We start from the raw sequence: 21,412 nt of genomic DNA, 5'->3' as shown, positions 1-21,412 counted from the left end.
GGTCCCCGCTCCCGCTCACCGCGGGCGGCGGGGGCCTCCTCCGGTGGCGCACGTCACGGGGTGAGCAGCAGCTTGCCGATGTGGCCGGAGGAGCGCATCACGTCGTGCGCCCGCTCGGCCTCGGCGAGGGGGACCACCTCGTCCACCACCGGGCGCACCGTCCCGGCGGCGACCAGCGGCCAGACCTCCGCGCACACCTGTGCGACGATCGCGCGCCGCTCCTCCAGCGGCCGGGCGCGGAGGGTCGTGGCGTGCACCGCGCCGCGCTTGCGCATCAGCACCCCGAGGTCGAGCGACCCGAGCGCGCCGGACTGGTTGCCGATGAACACCACGCGTCCGCCCACGGCCAGCGCCTCGAGGTCGCGGGCCAGGTAGTCGCCGCCGACGGGGTCGAGGATCACGTCGACGCCGCGCCCGCCGGTCGCCTCGCGGACCCGCTCGACGAAGTCCTCCTCGCGGTAGTCGATCAGGACGTCGGCGCCGAGCGCGCGGCACGCCTCGAGCTTGCGGGGGCTGCCGGCCGTGACGGCGACGCGGGCTCCGAGGGCGACGGCGATCTGGATGCCCGTGGTCCCGATCCCGCTCCCGCCGCCGTGGAGGAGGACGGTGTCGCCGGATCCGAGCCCGGCCACCATCACGAGGTTCGACCAGACGGTGGACGTCGTCTCCGGGAGGGCGGCGGCCGAGACGAGACCGATCCCGTCCGGGACCGGCAGCACCAGGCCCGCGTCGACCGCGACGTACTCGGCGTAGCCGCCGCCGGAGAGCAGCGCGCAGACCTCGTCGCCCTCCGCGAACCCGGTCGCGTCCTCACCGAGCGCGACGACCGTGCCGGACACCTCCATCCCGAGGATCTCGGAGGCGCCGGGCGGCGGCGGGTAGACCCCGCCGCGCTGGCCGAGGTCGGCGCGGTTCACGCCGGCGGCCGCGACGCGCACGAGGACCTCGCCCGGTCCGGGGGAGGGGGTCGGCACCTCCTCCAGCACGAGTCGGGAGTCGGGGCCGGGGTTCTCGATGCGGATCGCCTGCATGAGGGGGATGCTACGCCGCCTCCGCGCCTGCCTCCGTTCCTGTCCCCCCGGCGTGCGATCTGCAGGGGATCCGGACGTCGCCTCGCGGTTCAGGCGGAGGAGAACGCTCTCCCGCCCGCATCCCCTGCGAACCGCACCGTCCCCTGCAGATCGCCCGTACCCTGCAGATCGCCCGGCTAGCCCTGCTCCGCCAGGAACGCCAGCACCGCGTCCTTGAAGCCCCGCGCGGGCACGGTGCTGGTGTGGTCGCGGCCGGGGACGCTCACGAACCGCGCCCCCGCCTCCGCCGCCAGCAGCTCGCCCCCGGGAGCGATCGGATCCGCGCCTCCGGTCACGAGCAGCGTCGGCAGGCCGGGGTGCCGCCCGTGCTCCGGGTGCGCCCCGCCGCGGACGCCGTCGGCCACCGCCACCAGCGCCGCGAGGTCGTTGCCCTGCACCCCCTCCGCCATGCCGATGAAGGCGCGGGTGAAGCCGTCGTCGATCTCGCCGCCGGAGGCGACACGCGCCCGGGCCGCCTCCGCGTCGAAGGAGCGGAGGGGCTCGCCCACGGTCAGCCCGCCGAGGCTCAGCGAGGCGAGGCGCTCCGGGTGCTCGAGCCCCAGCACCCAGCTCATCCGGGCGCCGAGGGAGTAGCCGAGCACGTGGGGCGCGTCGAGGTCGTAGGAGTCGAGCACCCGCACCAGGTCGGCCACCATGGCGCTCACGCTGTAGGAGTCGGAGTGGTGCGGCTTCTCGCTCGCGCCGTGCCCGCGCTGGTCGAGCGCCACGACGCGGTACCCGGCGCGGTGCAGCGTCCGGAGCCAGCCCGACGTCTCCCAGTTGAGCACGGCGTGGGAGGCGAAGCCGTGCACGGCGAGGACGGTCGGGGCGCTCTCCTCGCCGACGGAGTAGGTGGCCAGCCGCACTCCGTCGTCGGCCACGACGTACACGGGCGGAGGGAAGGCGATCACTCCACCACCCTGCCCGCCGCAGCGGCGTCGAGGGGGCACCGTGCCGCAGACACGCCGAGCGGAGCCTCAGGCGCGGGGAGCCGTGCGGGCCGGGGTGCCAGGACGATCAGCGCGGCGGGCGGGTGGAGCGGGCGAAGGGCACGGCGATCCAGAGGCGCACGGTGCGCCCCCGGCCGGACCGGATCCCGAGGACCACGCACAGCACGAGGTTGAGCACGGCCAGCGCGAGGATCGCCGAGATCGTCGCGAGCGGCCAGTCGGCGCCGAGCGAGTCGCGCACCGACACCAGCGCGAGGTGCAGCGGGACCAGCATCAGCTGGAGCGCGAGGTAGGTGAGCTGCCAGTTGACGGCCACCAGGCCGTTCCGGTCGCTGAGGGTGCCGATCCGCCGCCGCGACCCCCACACCATCACGGTCGCCGTGAGGGAGATCACGGGGGAGATCACCACGAAGCCGGCGAGCGCCGAGAGCCCGGCGAACCAGACGGCGCGGGCGCCCGTGCAGTCCCGTGTGCGGTGCCGCAGCTCGTCGTCGTCCATCTCGCCGCCTCCTCGCGCCCGACCCAGTCTCGCACCCGCCCCCTCCTCGAGGCGGGGGATCGCCCAAGAGTTCCGGGGGTTCCCCGGATGGGGCGGGCCCGGGTGCGTCCGTAGCGTGGAGGCATCGCCGGAGCACACCGGCGGCACCGCATCCCGCCGGGCGACCGGCACCCGAGAAGGAGCACACCGTGACCACCGACGACCGCACCGCCCGCCTCTCCACCCCCGCCGACGAGCAGCCGACCGTGGACCTGGGCGCGACCGCCGTCCTCACCGAGGAGCGGCCGACCGCCGGGGAGCGCCCCGCCGCCGAGGAGCCCGCCTCGTCGCAGCAGGCCCGCGCCCCCTACGGCACCCCGGCCGTCCCGCCCGCGGCGCTCGCCCCGGCTCCGTCGACCCCGTTCTCGCTCACCAGCCTGATCCTCGGCGTCACGTCCGTCTTCTTCGGACTGACCGTGATCGCTCCGGCCGCGGGCCTCGTCTTCGGCGTCCTGGGCCTGAGGAGGGAGCCGACCGGCCGCACGCTCTCGATCTGGGGCATCGTGCTCAACTCCGTCATGCTCGGCCTGGTCCTGCTGTTCGCGATCGCGGTGCTCGTCGTGGTCGTGCTCGTGCCGCTGGCGGCCCTGGCGTCGGGGAGCGACTACCGCTGACCCGCCGCGTCCTGCGTCCCGCGCCTCCTGTCCGCCCCGGCGGCGGGAGGCGCGGTCGTTCCGCGCCCGTCGAGCGCCCGCTCCGCGCCTGCGTCCGCCGCCGCCCCGCGCCCCGGCGATAGGCTGGCCGCGCAGTTCGCGAGCCCCCTGCACCCTCCGGGGCCGCACGACGACAGCAACGGAGCTGGACGTGACCCTCGCACCGAGCACCCTCCCCGACCGCGACCCGGAAGGCAGAGCCCTGGACGACACCGAGACCCCCGCCACGCGCACCGAGAGCGACTCCCTCGGCTCGATGGAGATCCCCGCCGAGGCCTACTGGGGCATCCACACGGCGCGGGCCCTCGACAACTTCCCGATCTCCAAGCGCCCCATCTCGATCTACCCCGATCTCGTCCGGTCCCTCGCCACGGTCAAGCTCGCGGCCGCCCGGGCCAACACCGAGCTCGGCAGCCTCGCCCCCGCCAAGGCCGAGCTGATCGAGACCGCGTGCCGCCGCATCATCGACGGCGAGTTCCACGACCAGTTCGTGGTCGGGGTGATCCAGGGCGGCGCCGGCACCTCGACGAACATGAACGCGAACGAGGTCGTCGCCAACGTCGCGCTCGAGATCGGCGGCTTCGAGCGGGGCGACTACGCCCACCTGCACCCGCTCGACGACGTCAACCGCAGCCAGTCCACCAACGACGTCTACCCGACCGCGATCAAGATCGCGATGACGTGGTCGCTGCGCCGCCTGCTCGACGAACTGGCGCTGCTGCGCGAGTCGTTCTCCCGCAAGGCGGTCGAGTTCGGCAGCGTCCTGAAGGTCGGCCGCACGCAGCTGCAGGACGCGGTGCCGATGACGCTCGGCCAGGAGTTCCACGGCTTCGCGACGACCCTCGGCGAGGACCACGCCCGGCTCTCCGAGACCATCTGGCTGCTCGCCGAGGTCAACATCGGAGCGACCGCGATCGGCACCGGCATCACCGCCGATCCGCGCTACGGAGCGGCCGCGGTCCGCCACCTCAACGAGATCACCGACCTCGACCTCGAGATGGCGCAGGACCTCGTCGAGGCGACGAGCGACACCGGCGTCTTCATGTCGTTCTCGAGCGCGCTCAAGCGCTCCGCGATCAAGCTGTCCAAGATCTGCAACGACCTGAGGCTCCTCTCCTCGGGCCCGCAGGCCGGCTTCGGCGAGATCAACCTGCCGCCCCGTCAGGCGGGATCGAGCATCATGCCCGGCAAGGTGAACCCGGTCATCCCCGAGGTGGTCAACCAGGTCGCCTACTCGGTGGCCGGCGCCGACGTCACGGTCACGATGGCGGCCGAGGCGGGTCAGCTCCAGCTCAACGCCTTCGAGCCGGTGATCGCGCACTCGCTGCTGCAGAGCATCACCTGGATGACGCAGGCCTGCAGGACGCTCCGCGAGAACTGCATCGACGGCATCACCGCGAACGTCGACCGGCTCGAGGCCATGGTCGCCTCCTCGGTCGGCGTCGTGACGGCGCTCACCCCGAGCATCGGCTACACCGCGTCCGCGGCACTCGCCAAGGCCGCCCTCGCCACCGGCCGCAACATCGCCGACCTGGTGGTCGAGGCGGGGCTGATGTCCCGCGAGGAGGTCATGCGGCTCATCTCGCCGGCCCGGCTCTCGGGCATCGAGGCGATGACCGCGGCGCTCCCGATCATCGACCCCGCGCCGGAGGCGTGACCGCGGCCGCGAGGCGCGCCCCGGCGTAGCTGCGCCAGGGCGCCCAGCGGCGTCCGGCCTCGGCCAGCGCGCGCTCGCCGCCGGGCAGACCGAGGGACGCCGCGCCCCGTCGGAGCGCCGGATCTCCCGCGAGCAGGACGTCGGGATCCCCGGTCGCCCGCTGCGCCACGGCGGCCGCCGTGGCCGGGCCGATCCCGAGGACCGCGAGCAGCTGCTCGGCGAGCTCCTCCCGGTCGGCGTCGAGCCGCAGCGCTCCCTCGGCGAGCAGCGTGCAGGTCCGCACCAGCACGTCGGCGGATCGGCCGAGCACGCCGGCGGCGTGCTCGGCGATCACCGCGGGGGAGGGGAAGGAGCGCGCGATCGATCCGCTCGCCACGGACTCCGGCAGCATCGCGCCCAGCGCCGCGACCAGCCGTGCGGCCTCCCGCCGGCCGAGCAGCGCGCGCACCAGCGTCTCGGCCGGATCGACGGAGCCGGGCACGCGGACGCCGGGGCGGGCGGCGACGCTCGGAGCGAGCGCGGGATCGGCCGCGAGGGCCTCGTCGACGGCCCGGGCGTCCGCGTCGAGATCGAGCAGCCGCCTCACCCGGGCGACCAGGGGCCCGATGTCGGCGACGGAGACGAGGGTCGCGCTGCAGCGGACGGTCGCCTCGTCCGCCTCCAGCCGGATCAGCGCCGCGCCCCCGGGCAGGACGAGTGAGCGCGCGTAGCCGCCGGGGGACGCCTCCTCGAGCCCCGGGAGCGCGTCGGCGCCGAGCACGTCGAGCACCCCGGGATCGAACGGAGCGCGCACCGCCAGCCGGAGCTCCAGCGTGGTCGCGCCGTCGTGGACGCTGGCCTCGGAGCGCCTGCCCCGGGCGGAGGCGCGCAGTGCCGTCGGCGTCCGCTCGTACACCTCCGCCAGGGTCGCGTTGAACTGCCGGATGCTCGTGAACCCGGCGGCGAAGGCGACATCGGACACGGGGAGGTCGGTGCTCGTGAGCAGGAGCCGGGCGGTCTGGGCGCGCTGAGCGCGCGCGAGGGCCAGCGGAGGGGCTCCCAGCTCCTCGCGCAGGATGCGGCCGAGGTGGCGCGCGCCGTAGCCGAGCCGGGCAGCCAGTCCCTCGACCCCCTCGCGGTCGACGACTCCGTCCGCGATCAGCCGCATGGCGCGCGCCGCCGTGTCGTCGCGCAGGTTCCACTCGGGGGAGCCGGGCACGGCGTCCGGCAGGCAGCGCTTGCAGGCGCGCAGCCCCGCCTCGTGCGCGGCGGCGGCCGTCGGGTAGAAGCGCACGTTCGCGCGCCGCGGAGTGATGGCGGGGCAGCTCGGACGGCAGTAGACGCCCGTGGAGTGCACGCCGGTCAGGAACCGCCCGTCGAACCGGGAGTCGCGGGAGGCGACGGCGCGGTAGCGCTCCTCGAAGAGCGGATCGGAGTCGGGCACGCCTCGAGCCTCGCACGCGGCGACGTCCAGCAGGAGCGGGAATCGGACATCGGCGTCGCCCCTGAGGGTCGCTGCACGACGTCGGCCGAGAGCGGAGTCCCTGCCCCCACACGGCAGGCCACCCCCTCTCAGCCGACGTTGTGCAGAGCTGTCCCCGCTCACGTGCGCCCTGTCGCCTGTCAACCGCCGCCGGCACACCCCGCCGGTGCCCTACTGTCGGCCCCATGAGCGCCTATCCGCCGCCCGCACCGCCCGCCACCGCCCGCCCCTCCGTCGTGCCGACCGTGCTCGGCTCGATCGGCGTGGCGCTCCTCGGGATCCTGCTGCTGCTCGTGCTCGCCTACGTCGTGCTCGGACTCGGCGTCAGCGCCGCGGGGATCTGCGCGGTCATCGCGCTCGTGCCGCTCACCGTGGTGCTGCTGGGCGTCCGCTGGGTCGACCGCTGGGAGCCGGAGCCCGCGCTGGGCCTGTGGTTCGCCTTCCTCTGGGGCGCGGCCGGCTCCGTCGCGATCGCGCTCCTGGTCGACCTCGGCGTGCAGATCGCCGTCTACGCCTCCGGGCAGCAGCCGAGCGGATCCGACTTCGTCGGCGCCGTGATCCAGGCGCCGGTGGTCGAGGAGACGGCCAAGGGGATCGGGGTCCTCCTCGTCCTGCTGATCTGGCGCCGGACCTTCGACGGACCCGTCGACGGCATCGTCTACGCGGCCGTCGTCGCCTCCGGGTTCGCCTTCGTCGAGAACATCCTCTACTTCGGCAGCGCGCTGGTGGAGGGCGGTCTCGGCTCGCTCGCGGTGACCTTCTTCCTCCGCGGCGTGCTCTCGCCGTTCGCGCACGTGCTCTTCACCGCCTGCACGGGCGCGGCCCTCGGCTTCGCCTCGAACCGGCCCGCCGTCGCGCGGCTGCCCATCGCCCTGCTCGGGCTGGCGCTCGCCGCAGTCCTGCACGCGCTCTGGAACGGCTCGTCGTTCCTGGTGTCCGACTGGTTCGGCTTCTACGGCGTGGTCCAGGTGCCGCTGTTCGCGGTCGCCGTGGTCGTCGTGGTCCTGCTGCGCCGGCAGGAGCGGCGCGTGACGCTCCGGCGGCTCGACGACTACGCCGTCGCCGGGTGGCTCTCGCCGGCCGAGGTGCGGATGATCGGCACCGCGGAGGGGCGCCGCACCGCCGCCCGCTGGGCCCGGAGCGCGGGAGGGGACCGGCCGCGCGCGATGCGGGACTTCCTCCGCTCGGCGACGCGTCTCGCGCACCACCGGCAGCACCTCCTGCTCGGCCGCGGCGGACGCACCGGTGCGGTCGACGAGCGCGTCCTCCTCGACGAGCTCGTCGCCCGCCGGGCGGTCCTCACCCGCTGAGCCGGGGCCGCCCCCGCTCCGCGAGGGGCGGGCTAGGCGGAGGCGCTGCGCACGCGGCGCTCGCCGGCCGTCACGGGCACTCCGAGCCGGTTCTGCGCGGGCGGCAGCGGGCAGTTGTAGTGGGGCGAGAAGCCGCACGGCGGGATGTAGGCCCGGTTGAAGTCCAGGAGCACCGGGCCGGGAGTGCCCGCGTCGGCCGCGCCGCCGATCCGCTGCACGACGAGGAAGCGGCCGACGGGGTAGCTCGCGAGCTCCGGGTCGGCGCTGCGGTTGGTCGGGTCGCCGAACGGGACGAGCAGCGTGCCGCCGTCGTCGAACGCGGCGACCGTGTACTCGCGGGCTCGGCCGTCGTCCACGAGCGAGAAGGTGATGTCGCCGGGCACGACCAGCTCGCGGGTGGCGCCGTTGTCGCGCAGGTGCTCGAACGGGACGGTGCGGTCCTCGGCGACCGGCTCGAACCAGGCCTCGAGCACCCACGCGGCGTCGAAGGGGAAGGTCTCGATGGCGTCGAAGGAGCGGATGCCGTCGGAGGCCGCGTCCCAGACGCGGTAGCCGTACTCGGGCTCGCCGGTGTCGAGGTTCTCGCGACGCATCCGCGTCAGGGTCGCGGAGGGGCCGTAGCCGGCCAGCGCCTGCTCGTCGTCGACGCATTCGCCGGACTCGAGCCAGCGGGTCTCGACGAGGGCGAGATCGCCCCGCGGTCCGGTGACGCGCTCGACGCGTCGGGCGAGCCACGACTCCCAGCCGGCGCGCGCCGACTCCGTGAGGTCGATCGAGGCGCGGGAGGGGGCGGTGACGCTGCTGCTCGGAGTGGCCATGGGGCGTGCAACGCGGGGCCGTCCGGTTCTCTTCCCGGTCGATGATCGGACGGCGGCCGGGCACCCGGGAGAAAGAGCTCGACGCCCTGCGGCAGCGGCAGGGCCGGCTGCTCGGACGGGGCGTCGAGCTCTTCGTGGGAGAGAGGATGCTCCTCCGCGGCGCCGAGCGCAAGAGGCATCCGGATCCCGCTGACGGCACGGCCCTCTCCGGATCGCTCGGTAGACTGGATCGCCTGTTTTCCCGCGGCCCCCGGAGCGCATCCCGCGCCTCCCGGCCCGCGGCGGCGGACCCTCGGAAGGCGGACGATGACGGACGGCAGCACTGTGCAGGCCACCGAGCTCTCTCGGGAGCGCGACTACGTGGCGGCGCTCTACGCCCGCCTCGACGAGCTGATCGACCAGGCCCGCGAGGCTCTGGACACCGTCCGCATCGAGAGCGTCGGCGGCAACCACCAGAGCCGCTCCGAGCGCGACGCGTACGCGCGCCTCTACGAGGACCGCATCCGCTCGCTCACCGGCGCCGACGACCGGCTCGCCTTCGGCCGGCTCACGCTCGCGGACGCCGACTCCGAGCACCGCTACATCGGCAGGATCGGCCTGCGCGACGAGGAGCAGGACACGCTGCTGCTCGACTGGCGCGCCCCGCAGTCGGCCGCGTTCTACCAGGCCACGGCCGCCCGGCCGATGGGGACCCGCGCCCGGCGCCACCTCACCACTCGGGGCCGCGAGGTCCTCCGCTTCGAGGACGAGGTCTTCGACGAGGAGCTGCTGCGCGAGGGCACCGTGCTGCAGGGCGAGGGCGCGCTCATGGCGGCCCTCGGCGCGCAGCGCACCGGCCGGATGCACGACATCGTCGCGACCATCCAGAGCGAGCAGGACCGCATCATCCGGTCCGAGCTGCGCGGCGTGCTCGTCGTGCAGGGCGGGCCGGGCACCGGCAAGACCGCGGTCGCCCTGCACCGGGCCGCCTACCTCCTCTACTCGTACCGCGACCGCATCGCCTCCTCCGGCGTGCTCGTGGTCGGCCCCTCGCGCTCCTTCCTCCGCTACATCGAGGCGGTGCTGCCCTCGCTCGGCGAGACGGGCGTCGTCCTCTCGACGCTCGGCCAGCTCTACCCGGGCCTCGACCTCGTCGAGGAGGACGTGCCCGCGGTCGCCCGCGTGAAGGGCTCGGCGCGGATGGCGGAGCTGCTCAAGCGCGCGGTCCGCTCCCGCCAGATCGTCCCGGCCGAGACCCAGGTGCTCGACGTCAACGGCGAGAAGCTCCGTCTGGAGCCGCAGGACGTGGAGCGAGCGATCACCCGGGCGCGCGACAGCCGCAAGCCGCACAACGAGGCGCGCGTCTCCTTCGTCAAGACGCTGCTCTCCCAGCTCACGCGTCAGCTCGCCGATCAGCTGCGGAGCCACGGCAGCACGGTCGACGAGGCCGACGAGGCGGTGCTGCGCGAGGACGTGCGGACCGCCCACGACGTGCGCGTCGCGCTCAACACCGCCTGGATCCCGCTGACCCCCGAGAAGCTGCTGCAGGACCTCTACGCCCGTCCCAACTGGTTCGCGACGCTCACGCCGCGCTGGACCGCCGCGCAGCGCGCCCTCCTCCGCCGCGACCGCGACGCTCCGTTCACGGTCTCCGACGTGCCGCTGCTCGACGAGGCCGCGGAGCTGCTCGGCGCCTACGACGACCAGGCCGACGCCTCGAAGAAGGCCGAGAAGGAGCAGCGCAAGCGCGACATCGAGAACGCGGAGGCCGCCATCCGCAACATGGGAGTCGACGGCCTCGTCAACGCCAAGGATCTCGCGGCCGGCTTCGCCGAGCGCTCGGTGCTCGGCACCACCGCCGAGCGAGCCGCGGCCGACCGCACCTGGACCTACGGGCACGTCGTGGTCGACGAGGCGCAGGAGCTCTCGCCGATGCAGTGGCGGGTGCTGCTGCGCCGCTGCCCGATGCGCTCGTTCACGATCGTGGGCGACGTCGCGCAGGCGTCCGGCGCCTCCGCCGCGTCGAGCTGGGACGCCGCGCTCCGCGACACCTTCGGCCGCCAGGGCCGGGGAGTGGAGGCGGCGCCGTGGCGCTTGGAGGAGCTGACGGTCAACTACCGCACGCCCGCGCAGATCGTCGCCTTCGCCGAGCGGACGGCGCGCGAGAACGGGCTGGAGATCACGCCGGGGGAGGCCGTGCGCTCCACCGAGTGGCCGGTGCGGACGATCCGCGACCGCGGCGACGCGGGCCTCTCGGAGCGCGTACTGGCGGCTGTGGTCGAGGACCGGGACATCGAGGCGGAGGGCACCCTCGCGGTCATCGCGCCCGACCACGACCTCGCCGCGATCGCCGAGCGCCTCGAGGAGCGGTTCGGCCGGGAGGTGGGCCGCGGAGCGACCGGGCTCGACCGCGCGATCGCCGTGCTCTCGACGAACGACGCCAAGGGGCTCGAGTTCGACTCCGTGATCATCGCCCGCCCGCGTCTCATCGCTCAGACGGGCGAGCGCGGCGCCGCGTCGCTCTACGTCGCGATGACCCGGCCGACGCGGCGACTCACCCTGGTCGAGTGAGCGCTCGCAGCCCGCTCCCAGACTGCGCTCCCGAGCGCCGTAGGATCGAGGCATGAGCAGCGAGAACCTGACCAAGCCCGAGGTCGACGCCCCTGAGGGCCCGGCCCCCGACACCCTCGTCGTCGAGGACATCGTCGTCGGCGACGGCGCCGAGGCGCAGCCCGGCTCGACCGTCGAGGTCCACTACCTCGGCGTCGAGTACGACACCGGCGAGGAGTTCGACTCCTCCTGGAGCCGCGACCAGTCGATCAACTTCCCCCTCAACAACCTCATCCGCGCCTGGCAGCAGGGCATCCCGGGGATGAAGGTCGGCGGCCGGCGCAAGCTGATCTGCCCGCCCGCGCTGGCGTACGGCCCGGCCGGCGGAGGGCACCCGCTCTCCGGCAAGACCCTGATCTTCGTGATCGACCTGCTCGGCACCAAGTAGCTCCGGGCACACGACGAAGGCGCAGCTCCTAGCGGGGCTGCGCCTTCTTCACGCGCTCGACCAGCTCGCGCCAGGCTCCGTCGAGCTCGGTCTCGCCGAGGCGGACGCGGTGCGTCTGCACGCGGATCTCGTAGACGAAGCGGTCGGCCCGGCCGGGGGACTCGCCGTCGGCGCTGTCCCAGGGGAGCGAGCCGAGCAGGTCGCGCCAGGCGCGCTCGTCGGGCTGCTGCTCGACGTCGACCCGCCACACCCGGCGGAGGCCGGCGAAGCCGCCGCTGCGCGACACGATGACGTCCATGCGCGCGATGCTACCCGCCTCCGCCCGCGAGCGGACCGGCTCAGGCGGACAGCGTCACGCCGACCGTCGTCCAGCCGGTGCGCACGGCGGCCTCGACCTCGGAGCCGGATCCGTAGCGCTCGGCGGCGGCCTGCACGGTGAGCGCTGCGAACGCCTCGAAGTCGGCCGTCGCGGTGAGGACACCCCCGGTCAGCACGTCGTACCAGACCTGCCCTGCTCGCTCCCACGCCTTCCCGCCGAGGGTCGTCGCCGCCACGGCGAACGCGCGGTTGGGGATCCCCGAGTTGATGTGCACTCCGCCGTTGTCGTCGTCGGTCTCGACGTAGTCGGCCATAGAGCCCGGCTGCGGGTCGGAGCCGAGGACGTCGTCGTCGTACGCGGTGCCGGGAGCGATCATCGACCGCAGGGCCGTGCCCTGCACCTCGTCGGTGAAGAGCCCCTCGCCGATCAGCCAGCTCGCCTCGTCGGCGCTCTGGCCGGCGCCGTACTGCTCCAGCAGAGCTCCGAACACGTCCGAGACCGACTCGTTGAGCGCTCCGGACTGGCCGCGGTAGACGAGGTTCGCCGTGTACTCGGTGATGCCGTGGGCGAGCTCGTGGCCGATCACGCTCTGCGAGACGGTGAAGCGGCGGAACACCTGGCCGTCCCCGTCGCCGAAGACCATCCGCGAGCCGTCCCAGAAGGCGTTGTCGTAGTCGTCGCCGAAGTGCACGGTCGCGTCGAGCGGGAGCCAGGCGTCGTCGATGGAGTCGCGGCCGTACGCCCCCTGCAGGAAGGCCGACATCGCGCCGAGGCCGTCGTACGCCTCGTCGACGGCCGCGTCACCCGTGGCCGCCTCGCCCTCGCGGCGGACGACCGTGCCGGGCAGGGTCTCCTCCGTCCGCGCGTCCGCGATGGTGCGCTGGAGCGACTGCACGCGGGTGCGCGGAGAGGGCGTCGCGGCGGCGGTCGGCACCCCGCGGTCGGGCGAGGGCTCGCCGGGGCGGACGCGCCGGAACGGCACGTCCTGCTCGAGCGAGCGGCTCGCGGCCCGCGCGGCCCGGGCGAAGGCCGGATCGTCGAGGCGGGCGATGCGGACGAGGAGGTACGGCGGCACGACGGTTCGTCTCATGCCCCGATCCTGGCACCGACGTCCGACACGGTCCCGGGCTCGCCCGGCGGGCCCGCATGCGGTAGCGCCGAGCGGTAGCGTGAGCGCGACGAGCGGTTTCCAGCGATCCGGGGCCAGGCCCCGAGGACGACGAGGGCGGACATGGGCATCATCACGCGGGGCTTCTTCGGCAAGAGGGAGGCGGACCCGGACCTCCCGCCGGGCCAGCACCTCGAGAACGGGTTCCCCGTCCTCTCGATCGGGCCCACCCCGAACATCCACGAGTGGGCCTTCTCCATCGACGGCGGCCCTGCGGGCGTCCGCCGCTGGAACCGGGAGGAGTTCGACGCACTCCCGCACGAGGACGTGCACACCGACATCCACTGCGTGACCCGGTGGTCGAAGCTCGGCACCAGCTGGCGCGGCGTCTCGGTCGACACGCTGCTGGAGGGCCTGGAGACGGACGCCGGCTTCGTCATGGCGCAGAGCTTCGGCGGCTACACGACGAACCTCCCGCTCGCCGAGATCCGCGGCGGGAAGGCCTGGGTCGTCACCGAGTTCGAGGGGAAGCCCCTCGCAGCCGAGCACGGCGGCCCCGCACGGCTCCTGGTGCCCCACCTCTACTTCTGGAAGAGCGCGAAGTGGGTGCGGACGCTCCGCCTGATGCCCGGCGACGAGCCCGGCTTCTGGGAGCAGAACGGCTACCACATGCACGGAGACCCCTGGAAAGAGGAGCGCTACTGGTGATGTGGACGGAGGCGGTGGCCGAATCGGTCGCGCCGCTCACTCCCACGTCGCGCCTTCTGGTGCTCCGCGTGCCCGGGTGGCCGGGCCATCTGGCGGGGCAGCACCTCGACGTGCGGCTCACCGCGCCCGACGGCTACCAGGCGAGCCGCTCCTACTCGATCGGCGCGCCGGCCGACGGGGAGCGGGTCGAGCTCGCGGTCGAGCGGCTGGACGACGGCGAGGTCTCCCCGTACCTGGTCGACGGCCTCGAGGCGGGCGACCGGCTCGAGATCCGCGGCCCGATCGGCGGCTGGTTCGTCTGGCGTCCCGAGCAGGCGGAGCCGGTGCAGCTGATCGCGGGCGGGAGCGGCGTGGTGCCGCTGATGGCGATGGCGCGCGAGCACGCCCGGTCCGGGAGCACGGCGCGGATGCAGCTGCTCTACTCGGTCCGCTCGCCCGTCTTCGCCTACTACCGCGAGGAGCTGGCGGCGCTCGCCGAGCGGCCTGCCGCGACGGGCGGAGTCGCGGTGGACCACGTCTTCACCCGAGTGGCACCGGCGGGAGCGGCGCGTCCGGCCGGCCGCGTCACTCCGGAGCTGCTCGTCGAGGCGGCACTGCCGGCCGCGCTCGAGCCGACCGTCTACGTGTGCGGCCCGACCTCGTTCGTCGAGGCCGTCGCCACCGCCCTGGTCGAGCAGGGCCACTCGCCCGAGCGGGTCCGCACCGAGCGCTTCGGCGGCGCCTGACGCACCTCCCCGCGAGGCGCCGTCCCGGGGCGGACGCGCCGCACGCGTCCGCCCCGGCGCGTCCCGCGGGGAGGGAGGGGTCACTCGAAGGAGACGGTGCGGTTCTCGCCGATGTCGGGCTGCCCGCCGGTGACGGCGGCCTTCAGGACCTTGAACAGCACGACCGGACGGGGCTCGTCGGTCGCCCACAGCTCGACGGTCTCGGCCTCGACGCGGATCAGCGCGACGGTCGGGTCGTCCCTGCCGTCGGGGAACCAGCCGGCGACGGCCGGGGACCACAGCTCGTCCACCTTCGCCGGGTCGTGCACGACGGTCGCCGAGCCGGCCACCGACAGGTAGCCCTTCTTCGACTCGAACGCGACGTTGACGCTCGGGTTCGCGCGGATGTCGTCGACCTTGGGCGACGGGTCCTGCGTGAAGAACCACAGCTCGCCGTCGAAGTCGATGTCCTGGGCCTTGAGCGGACGGCTGACGAGCTGCCCGGTGGCGTTGACGGTGGTGAGGAGCCCGATCCCGGCGCTCTTCACCATCTCGGTGATCTGCTCGCGGTCGTCGGAGTCGGCGGGAGTGATGTCGGTGTCGGTCATGGTGCCGACGCTACGCGGACCGGGCGCCGCCGCAAGGGGTGGCGACGCCTCCCCGCGCGTGTCTAGCGTCGAGGCATGGACACCGAATCGACGTACACCGCCATCCTCGACAGCGGAGCGGAGCAGGAGAGCATCCGCCTCGAGATGATCGACGGCTCCCCGCAGCGCTCCTTCACCCGTCTGGCCGACATCGACGGCGAGGAGGTCGAGGTGGTCTGGGAGCTCGAGCCCGACGACGACGGCTTCCACGTCTACCGTCCGGTGCGGGTCGAGGGCCGCGACGACGACAGCGGACTGGTCTCGGACGACCGCCTGACCGACGGCGGCGGCGCCGACGCGGCCTCCGGCGACTGATCCCCCGCGCGCCCGTCCGCCGGCCGGTGCCGAGCGGGCGGGCGCGCCGTCCCGTCCGCCCCGGAGGAGACGCCCCCGGGCTCAGGCCGTCGGGTGCAGCGCGTCGTACGCGCGGAAGCCCGGTCGCAGGCGCAGCACCGCGGCGAGGATCGCGATGATCGCGAGCCCGCCCGCGAGCGGCGGCAGCCAGAGCAGCGCGAGCGAGGCGAGCAGCCCCGTGTAGAGGTCGCCGACCCGCGGGCCGCCCGTCACCACGACGATGAACACGCCCTGGAGCCGGCCCCTCATGTTGTCCGGGACCGCGGTCTGCAGCATCGTCTGCCGGAAGATCGAGCTGATGTTGTCGGAGGCGCCCGCGCCCGCCAGGGCGACCGCCGCGAGGGCGATGAGCACAGCGTTCGGCGCCGACGCGTCGTGCTTCACGAGCGCGGCGCCGAGCAGGACCGCGCCGAACGTGACGACGAACGCTCCGTACACCTGGATCGAGCGGCCGATCGCGAGGCCCTGCCGGCGGACCCCGGTGAGCCGGCCGGAGAAGACGCCGCTGATCAGCGCCCCGATCGCGAACGCGGCCGTGAGGGCGCCCACCGTCACCGCTCCTCCGCCGAGCAGTACGGCGGCGGCCGCCGGGAAGACCACGCGCGGCTGGCCGAAGGTCATGGCCACGATGTCGACCAGGAAGGACATCCGGACGTTCGGAGCGCCCTTCAGGAAGCCCAGTCCGTAGCGGAGGGACTCCAGCCCCGGCCGCTGGCGCTCGCCCTCGGGCACGAGCGCCGGCAGCCCCGCGATGCCGAGGAACGCGGCGAGGAACAGCACGACGTCGATCGTGTACGTGATCGCGAAGCCGGAGGAGGCGACCAGCACCCCGGCGAGGGCGGGCCCGACGGTCACCTCGACACCGCTCGCGATGCCGCCCAGCGCGGCGGCGGCGGGGACCAGCTCGGTGCGGAGCAGCCGCGGCGCCAGCGTCATCCGGGTGGTCACGATCACCGTCGTCGCCACCGCGTTCACGGCGGTGAGCGCGTAGAGGGACAGCGGAGTCTCGGCGCCGAGCCAGGCGAGGGCCGCGATCCCCGCAGTCGAGCCCCAGGCCACGATGGCGGCGAGCAGGAGCACCAGGCGGCGGTCGAACGCGTCGGCGAGCATTCCGCCGTAGAGGCCGGCGATCACGGTCGGGACCAGCGCCACCACGCCGACCAGGGCGACCGCGAGGGTCGAGCCGGTGAGCTCGTAGATGTGCAGGCCGACCGCGACGATCGTCATCTGGCCGCCGATGCCCGAGATCACGTTGCCGGCCCAGAGCCGCGCGAAGGCGGGGGACTCTCGGAGGGGGGAGACGTCGAGGACGTGGCTGCGCCGGGGGGCGCGGGGGGTCTGGCTCACTCGCTCCATTCTGCTGACTCCGCCGCCCCGACGGGCCGTGTCGCGCCGATCCGGGGGCTCGGGGGCCATCCCCTAGGGTGAGAGGCATGAGCACGTCATCCGACGGCGCGCCCGGGCGTCAGGGTCCTCCTGTCCCGCGAGCAGCCGGAGCCGCCCCCTCGCGACGCTCGATCCGCACCGCCGCCGAGGCGGGTGCGCGTCGCGCCGCGGCCGCCACGGGCGGTCGGCGCAGCTCCACCGGCGGTGTCCGCGCCGGAGCCCCGCGGACCGGCGCCACTACCTCGGGCGCCCGCGGACTCCTCCACCGCTACGGAGCAGGGATCGCCTCGGTCCTCCTGGCCGTCCTCGCCGTCCCGCTGTCGTTCTTCGTCTGGTACGCCCTGATCTCGCTCGGCGCCTACCCGGGCGACCAGGCCGTCAGCGACCTGCTGGTCGGCGTGCTCTACACCGCGCTCGTGCACGCGGTCCTGCTCGCCGGGATCCTGCTCGCCGTCTCCACCCTCCGGGCCCGGCGCCGCGAGAGGCGACCGCCGATCGCCGGCTGGATCGGCGTGGTCGTCAACGTCCTCGTGCTCGTCTACTGGCAGCTGCTGGTCTCGCCGTGGCTCGTCGTGCTCTGGAACCGGGCCACCGGCTCCTGAGACGGCCCTGCCTCTGGTAGAGTCGTCCGGTTGCCGTTCGACGGCCGCGGATCAAGAGAGCCCACGCACCAGGCGCCGGGCACCGCGCAACGAGAGAGAGGGGATCCCATATATGGCACTCGAAGCAGATGTCAAGAAGGCGATCATCGAAGAGTACGCGACCCACCCCGGTGACACCGGATCCCCCGAGGTCCAGGTGGCGGTCATGACCAAGCGGATCAAGGACCTCACCGAGCACCTCAAGGAGCACAAGCACGACCACCACTCGCGTCGTGGTCTGCTGCTGCTCGTGGGTCAGCGTCGTCGACTCCTCGGCTACCTGTCGGATGTGGACATCAACCGCTACCGCTCGCTGATCGAGCGTCTCGGTCTGCGCCGCTAGCTCCTCCCGGAGCAGGGCGCGGTCTCGATGACACCGCGAACTTCTTGCCGAACGGGCCGTCCTCCTCGCGGAGGGCGGCCCGTTCCGCGTTCCCGGCGCGGACGAGGCCGGCGGTGCAGGTCAGGGCAGGGGAGCGGGGCGGTCGACTCCGCCCCACGAGAAGCCGCTCGAGGCCGAGAACCAGTCGGCCGCGGCCCGCTGGAGCGCCGAGTCCTCCTCGGGGCGGCCGGGAGCCTCGACGGCGTCGACGAGCCCGGGCAGGGCGATCCGCCACGCCGCCGCGCTGCGCTGGGCGCGGGACCAGTCGCGGGCGCACACCGGATCCTCGGCCGCCGCGGCGAGAGCCTGCGGCGAGGTGACCCGCCAGCCGGTGTCCGACTCCGCGACCACGACCGCGCAGGTGAGCGCGGCGCCGCGGATGATGCTGTCGGGACCGGCGGAGGGGCCGATCGCCTGATCCTGAGCCGCGACCACCGCGGTGAGCGCGAGCTGCAGCCGGGTCGAGGGCTCGTCGGGCCGCGGACGGATCCTCCCGTCGCCGGCCGAGACCGAGGCCGCCGATCCCGGAGCGAGCAGCAGTCCGGAGGAGGACTGCGACGCGTGCAGGCTCAGCAGCCCCGTCACTCCGTTCGTCCCGCTCGCGACGCCGCGCACGGAGGAATCGCCGAGACTCCAGACGACGGGGGTGCGGTTGTGGATCGTGAGGCGCCGGTGGTCCTCGTCGAGGCAGGCCACGAGGTGGCCCGCCGGCACGCCCGCTCCGCCCTCGAAGGCGGACGAGGCGGCCAGCAGCTCCCGGGCGTCGTCGCACTGGGCGGGGGCGTCGGAGGCGGCGGCGGCCTGGTCGGCGACCGGCGCCCGAGGGGTGAGGGAGCCCTGCACGCCCGCGACCGCCGCCGTGGTGAGCGCTGCGGCGGCGAGGAGGAGGACCACGCCGCGCCTGCCCATCCTCCGCACCTCCTGGTCGGAGGCTAGCCCGGAGCGGGCGCTCGGGCCAGCGCCGCGAGGGGCTCGCGAAGCGCCGGACAGGAATTCTCTCGAGGAATCTCAGATCGGGTGCATCCGAGGAGGCGTCTCGGCCGGAAGTAGTGGTGAAGGCCCTTCTCGACCACCCCCCGACCCCTCGCGGGTCCCATCGTGAAAGAGGAACACCGTGACCACCTCCCGCTTCTCCCGCAGCCTGCTCGCCGGTGCCTGCATCGGAACCCTGGCCGTCGTCGGCATCGCCGCCACGCCCGCCACCGCCGCCGACGCCGACTCGGCCGACCTCTCGGTCCTGCACGCCGTCCCCGACACCCCGGTCGACGTCTACGTCGACGGGAAGCTCACGCTCGACGACTTCACTCCCGGCTCGCTCGCCGGCCCGCTCGACCTGCCCACCGGCACCTACACGGTCGCCATCACGGCCTCCACCGCCGCGGACGCCGGCGCCCCCGTGATCGGCCCGATCGACATCAGCCTGGAGGCAGGCAAGAGCTACACCGTCGCCGCGCACCTGAAGCCGGACAACACCCCCACCGCCACCCTCTTCACCAACGACATCTCGAAGACCGCCGCGGGGGAGGGCCGGCTCACGGTCCGCCACATCGCCGCCGCTCCGGCCGTCGACATCCTCGCCGGAGGGTCGCCCGTCCTGACGAACGTGACCAACCCGAACGAGGGCGTGCTGAACCTCGCGCCCGCCACGATCTCCACCGTGGTCGCCGCGACCGGCACGACCGCGCCGGTCATCGGCCCGGCCGACGTGCAGGTCCAGGAGGGCGTCAACACGATCGTCTACGCGTGGGGCAGCCTGGAGAAGGGCAACCTCGCCCTCGCGACGCAGACCATCGACGGACTGCACTCCTCGCCGTCGGGCGTCCCCGCCGGTGAGGCCGGCCTCGCCGCGGACAACCGTCCTGACGCCGCCGCGGGCTGGTGGGGCGGAGCACTGCTCGCCGCCCTCGCCGCCGCCGGCGCCGTGCTGATCGGCCGCCGCACCGCCGCCTCGCGTCGCTGACCCGAGGAACCGACCGCCGGGTCGGCCGTGCTGGAGCGCGGCCGTCCCGGCACCCCCCGACCACGACCCAGGAGGACGCCATGAGCCGGAGCCCCTTCCCTCTGCGCGTCCTCGCCGTGGTCGGGCTGATCGTGGCCGGTGCCGGTCTCGCCGGATGCGCGGCGCAGGAGTCCCGGGTGGAGCCCGCTCCCGCCGTCGTCTCCTCGGCGCCCCAGCAGCCGGTGCCGGCCACGGTCGCTCCCGTTCCGCCCGCGTCGTCGCCCGTCGCCGTTCCGTCCGTCCCGGTGGCGGACGCCCGGCTCGGCGCGACCCCCGCCCCCGCGGTCCTCGCCCCCGAGCGGCTCGTCGTCGACGGGCTCCCCGTCGACATGGCGGTGGAGCCGGTCGGAGTCGCCGAGGACGGCACGATGGAGCTCGTGCCCGACACACAGGTCGCGGGCTGGTACCGCTTCGGCGCCGGCCTCGACGAGCCGGAGGGCACCGTCGTGATCGCCGCGCACGTCGACTCGCTCGCCTACGGCCTCGGTCCGTTCGTCGAGCTGAAGAAGGCGGTCCCTGGCCAGACCGTCACCCTGACCGGCGAGGACGGCGCGGAGCGCACGTACACCGTCTCGACCGTCGAGACCACCGAGAAGACCACGGTCGACCTCTCCGCCGTGTTCGCCGCCGACGGACCGCCCCGCCTGGTGCTGATCACCTGCGGCGGCGACTTCGACTACGACACCCGCCACTACCTCAGCAACGTGGTGGTCACGGCCGTCCCGGTCGGCTGACCCGCCCGCCCGAGCCTCACCGACGTACGATGAGCCTCGCAGCGCCGCACGCCCCCGGGCGCCGGCGCTCCCCGCAGCCCTGGAGGGACCCCCTGATCGAGACCAGCGAGCCCGCCGACGGCGCCGAGGCCGACAGCGCCCTCGTGGCCCGGCTCGGCCTGCGCTTCGCCGCGGGGGAGGAGGCGGCGCTCGCCGAGGCGTACTCGCGCTGGTCACCGCTCGTGTTCACGCTTGCACTGCGCTCGCTCGGCGATCGGGGCGACGCCGAGGACGTCGTGCAGCGGGTGTTCGTCTCCGCCTGGACGTCCCGCTCGGGCTTCGACCCCGGTCGGGCCGCGCTCGGCGCCTGGCTGGTCGGCATCTCCCGGAGGAGGATCGCCGATGCGCACGAGGCACGGGCGCGCGAGCGGCGTCTCACCGAGGCCCTCGTCGCCGTGACGCCGGTCGAGGAGGGGGAGGCGCCGGTCGACCTCGAGGCGCGGATCTTGATCGCCGACGAGCTCTCCCGCCTGGACCCCGTTCCCCGCCGCGTCATCGGCCTCGCCTTCTACGAGGACCTCACCCACACCGAGATCGCCGAGCGCACCGGCCTGCCGCTCGGTACCGTCAAGAGCCACATCCGCCGCAGCCTCGACCGGCTCCGCTCCCGCCTGGAGGTGAGCAGCACATGACCCACCTCGATCCCGACGAGCTCGCCCTGCTCGCCCTCGGCGAGCACTCGAGCGACGCCGAGCAGGCCCACCTGCGCGACTGCCCCGACTGCGCCCGGCAGCTGGTCGAGCTCGGCCACGCGGCGGGCCTGGGTCGAGCGAGCCGCGCCGTCGAGCTGGAAGCGCCGCCCGCGATGGTCTGGGACCGCATCCGCGAGGAGCTCGCTCTCGGCGACCTCGGGCCCGGCGCCCTGCCAGTCGGGGAACGCGGCGAGATCGGCGCGCGCCACCACCGCGGCGGTGTCGTCGCTCCGCGAGGCCTGCCACCAGGCTCCGCCCGCGGCC

23 protein-coding genes and 1 pseudogene are annotated in these 21,412 nt (G+C 74.2%); 14 read left to right on the top strand and 10 right to left on the bottom strand.

All coding sequences use genetic code 11. The annotated features are described in order from the left end of the window. Nucleotides 1-53: 53 nt before the first annotated feature. The 3 genes from C5D44_RS02200 to C5D44_RS02190 form a co-directional block, all read right to left on the bottom strand. Nucleotides 54-1,031 carry an NAD(P)H-quinone oxidoreductase gene (locus C5D44_RS02200; RefSeq protein ID WP_104280706.1) on the bottom strand — a complete coding sequence of 326 codons (978 nt, stop codon included), beginning with the start codon at nt 1,029-1,031 and terminating at the stop codon, nt 54-56. 176 nt (nt 1,032-1,207) lie between these two features. Then, entirely contained in the window at nt 1,208-1,981 is a 774-nt protein-coding gene (locus C5D44_RS02195; protein WP_181118424.1) for an alpha/beta fold hydrolase, read from the bottom strand. 106 nt (nt 1,982-2,087) lie between these two features. After that, nucleotides 2,088-2,519, bottom strand: a complete 432-nt coding sequence (locus C5D44_RS02190; RefSeq protein ID WP_104280704.1) for a DUF4870 domain-containing protein — start codon at nt 2,517-2,519, stop codon at nt 2,088-2,090. A 188-nt stretch (nt 2,520-2,707) separates the two neighbouring features. Here C5D44_RS02190 and C5D44_RS02185 point away from each other — a divergent pair, with 188 nt between their 5' ends. After that, nucleotides 2,708-3,172: a DUF4190 domain-containing protein gene (locus C5D44_RS02185; protein ID WP_104280703.1), complete on the top strand. Its 465-nt coding sequence runs from the start codon at nt 2,708-2,710 to the stop codon at nt 3,170-3,172. A 241-nt stretch (nt 3,173-3,413) separates the two neighbouring features. After that, nucleotides 3,414-4,868 (top strand): aspartate ammonia-lyase, encoded by a 1,455-nt coding sequence (locus C5D44_RS02180; protein WP_258060401.1) that lies wholly within the window; start codon nt 3,414-3,416, stop codon nt 4,866-4,868. On the opposite strand, the gene C5D44_RS02175 is transcribed toward C5D44_RS02180, so the two are convergent. Next, a complete protein-coding gene (locus C5D44_RS02175) occupies nt 4,843-6,291 on the bottom strand; it encodes a DNA-3-methyladenine glycosylase 2 family protein (RefSeq protein ID WP_181118423.1) in 1,449 nt (482 codons plus the stop codon). The genes C5D44_RS02180 and C5D44_RS02175 overlap by 26 nt on opposite strands. A gap of 224 nt (nt 6,292-6,515) precedes the next feature. Between C5D44_RS02175 and C5D44_RS02170 the strand changes: the two genes are divergently transcribed. Continuing rightward, a complete protein-coding gene (locus C5D44_RS02170) occupies nt 6,516-7,640 on the top strand; it encodes a PrsW family intramembrane metalloprotease (RefSeq protein WP_104280702.1) in 1,125 nt (374 codons plus the stop codon). A 32-nt stretch (nt 7,641-7,672) separates the two neighbouring features. On the opposite strand, the gene C5D44_RS02165 is transcribed toward C5D44_RS02170, so the two are convergent. Next, complete coding sequence (locus C5D44_RS02165; RefSeq protein ID WP_104280701.1) at nt 7,673-8,458, bottom strand: DUF1684 domain-containing protein; 786 nt, start codon at nt 8,456-8,458, stop codon at nt 7,673-7,675. Between the two features lie 306 nt (nt 8,459-8,764). Here C5D44_RS02165 and C5D44_RS02160 point away from each other — a divergent pair, with 306 nt between their 5' ends. Both C5D44_RS02160 and C5D44_RS02155 read left to right on the top strand, forming a co-directional pair. Then, nucleotides 8,765-11,008, top strand: a complete 2,244-nt coding sequence (locus C5D44_RS02160) for a UvrD-helicase domain-containing protein (RefSeq protein WP_104276144.1) — start codon at nt 8,765-8,767, stop codon at nt 11,006-11,008. Nucleotides 11,009-11,060: 52 nt separating this feature from the next. Then, entirely contained in the window at nt 11,061-11,435 is a 375-nt protein-coding gene (locus C5D44_RS02155; RefSeq protein ID WP_104226280.1) for an FKBP-type peptidyl-prolyl cis-trans isomerase, read from the top strand. Between the two features lie 28 nt (nt 11,436-11,463). Here the strand turns inward: C5D44_RS02155 and C5D44_RS02150 are convergent, their stop codons facing one another. Continuing rightward, nucleotides 11,464-11,733 (bottom strand): protealysin inhibitor emfourin, encoded by a 270-nt coding sequence (locus tag C5D44_RS02150; RefSeq protein WP_104280700.1) that lies wholly within the window; start codon nt 11,731-11,733, stop codon nt 11,464-11,466. 40 nt (nt 11,734-11,773) lie between these two features. Then, the gene (locus C5D44_RS02145; protein WP_104280699.1) at nt 11,774-12,844 is read right to left on the bottom strand and encodes a M4 family metallopeptidase; all 1,071 of its coding nucleotides are present in this window, start codon (nt 12,842-12,844) and stop codon (nt 11,774-11,776) included. Between the two features lie 141 nt (nt 12,845-12,985). On the opposite strand from C5D44_RS02145, the gene C5D44_RS02140 reads away from it, so the two are divergent. Beyond that, on the top strand, nt 12,986-13,570 hold the full coding sequence (locus C5D44_RS02140) for a molybdopterin-dependent oxidoreductase (RefSeq protein ID WP_104276141.1): 585 nt from the start codon (nt 12,986-12,988) through the stop codon (nt 13,568-13,570). Further along, nucleotides 13,570-14,295: a ferredoxin reductase gene (locus C5D44_RS02135; RefSeq protein ID WP_104280698.1), complete on the top strand. Its 726-nt coding sequence runs from the start codon at nt 13,570-13,572 to the stop codon at nt 14,293-14,295. The genes C5D44_RS02140 and C5D44_RS02135 overlap by 1 nt, the downstream gene beginning before the upstream one ends. Nucleotides 14,296-14,375: 80 nt before the next feature. Here C5D44_RS02135 and C5D44_RS02130 read toward each other — a convergent pair whose 3' ends face one another. Then, nucleotides 14,376-14,882: a pyridoxamine 5'-phosphate oxidase family protein gene (locus C5D44_RS02130; RefSeq protein WP_104276139.1), complete on the bottom strand. Its 507-nt coding sequence runs from the start codon at nt 14,880-14,882 to the stop codon at nt 14,376-14,378. Between the two features lie 75 nt (nt 14,883-14,957). On the opposite strand from C5D44_RS02130, the gene C5D44_RS02125 reads away from it, so the two are divergent. Next, nucleotides 14,958-15,236, top strand: coding sequence for a hypothetical protein (locus C5D44_RS02125; RefSeq protein ID WP_104224817.1), 279 nt, complete (start codon nt 14,958-14,960; stop codon nt 15,234-15,236). An 81-nt stretch (nt 15,237-15,317) separates the two neighbouring features. Here the strand turns inward: C5D44_RS02125 and C5D44_RS02120 are convergent, their stop codons facing one another. Next, nucleotides 15,318-16,631, bottom strand: coding sequence for an MFS transporter (locus C5D44_RS02120; RefSeq protein WP_104280697.1), 1,314 nt, complete (start codon nt 16,629-16,631; stop codon nt 15,318-15,320). 77 nt (nt 16,632-16,708) lie between these two features. Between C5D44_RS02120 and C5D44_RS02115 the strand changes: the two genes are divergently transcribed. Both C5D44_RS02115 and rpsO read left to right on the top strand, forming a co-directional pair. Then, on the top strand, nt 16,709-17,263 hold the full coding sequence (locus C5D44_RS02115; RefSeq protein WP_104280696.1) for a hypothetical protein: 555 nt from the start codon (nt 16,709-16,711) through the stop codon (nt 17,261-17,263). Between the two features lie 112 nt (nt 17,264-17,375). Beyond that, nucleotides 17,376-17,645: a 30S ribosomal protein S15 gene (gene rpsO, locus C5D44_RS02110; RefSeq protein WP_104276136.1), complete on the top strand. Its 270-nt coding sequence runs from the start codon at nt 17,376-17,378 to the stop codon at nt 17,643-17,645. Between the two features lie 120 nt (nt 17,646-17,765). On the opposite strand, the gene C5D44_RS02105 is transcribed toward rpsO, so the two are convergent. Further along, the gene (locus C5D44_RS02105; RefSeq protein WP_104280695.1) at nt 17,766-18,593 is read right to left on the bottom strand and encodes a hypothetical protein; all 828 of its coding nucleotides are present in this window, start codon (nt 18,591-18,593) and stop codon (nt 17,766-17,768) included. A 205-nt stretch (nt 18,594-18,798) separates the two neighbouring features. On the opposite strand from C5D44_RS02105, the gene C5D44_RS02100 reads away from it, so the two are divergent. The 4 genes and pseudogenes from C5D44_RS02100 to C5D44_RS02085 all read left to right on the top strand — a co-directional run. Next, nucleotides 18,799-19,644, top strand: a complete 846-nt coding sequence (locus tag C5D44_RS02100; protein ID WP_104276134.1) for a DUF4397 domain-containing protein — start codon at nt 18,799-18,801, stop codon at nt 19,642-19,644. An 80-nt stretch (nt 19,645-19,724) separates the two neighbouring features. After that, nucleotides 19,725-20,417, top strand: coding sequence for a class F sortase (locus C5D44_RS02095; protein ID WP_104280694.1), 693 nt, complete (start codon nt 19,725-19,727; stop codon nt 20,415-20,417). A 29-nt stretch (nt 20,418-20,446) separates the two neighbouring features. Beyond that, on the top strand, nt 20,447-21,088 hold the full coding sequence (locus tag C5D44_RS02090) for an RNA polymerase sigma factor (protein ID WP_104280693.1): 642 nt from the start codon (nt 20,447-20,449) through the stop codon (nt 21,086-21,088). Then, nucleotides 21,085-21,412: pseudogene (locus tag C5D44_RS02085) on the top strand (anti-sigma factor); the annotation flags it as partial. The gene C5D44_RS02090 and the pseudogene C5D44_RS02085, both read left to right, overlap by 4 nt.

Source organism: Rathayibacter sp. AY1B5, from assembly GCF_002932795.1.
In the GTDB taxonomy this organism is placed as follows: Bacteria; Actinomycetota; Actinomycetes; order Actinomycetales; family Microbacteriaceae; genus Rathayibacter.
This window is presented reverse-complemented; position numbering and strand designations above follow the sequence as displayed.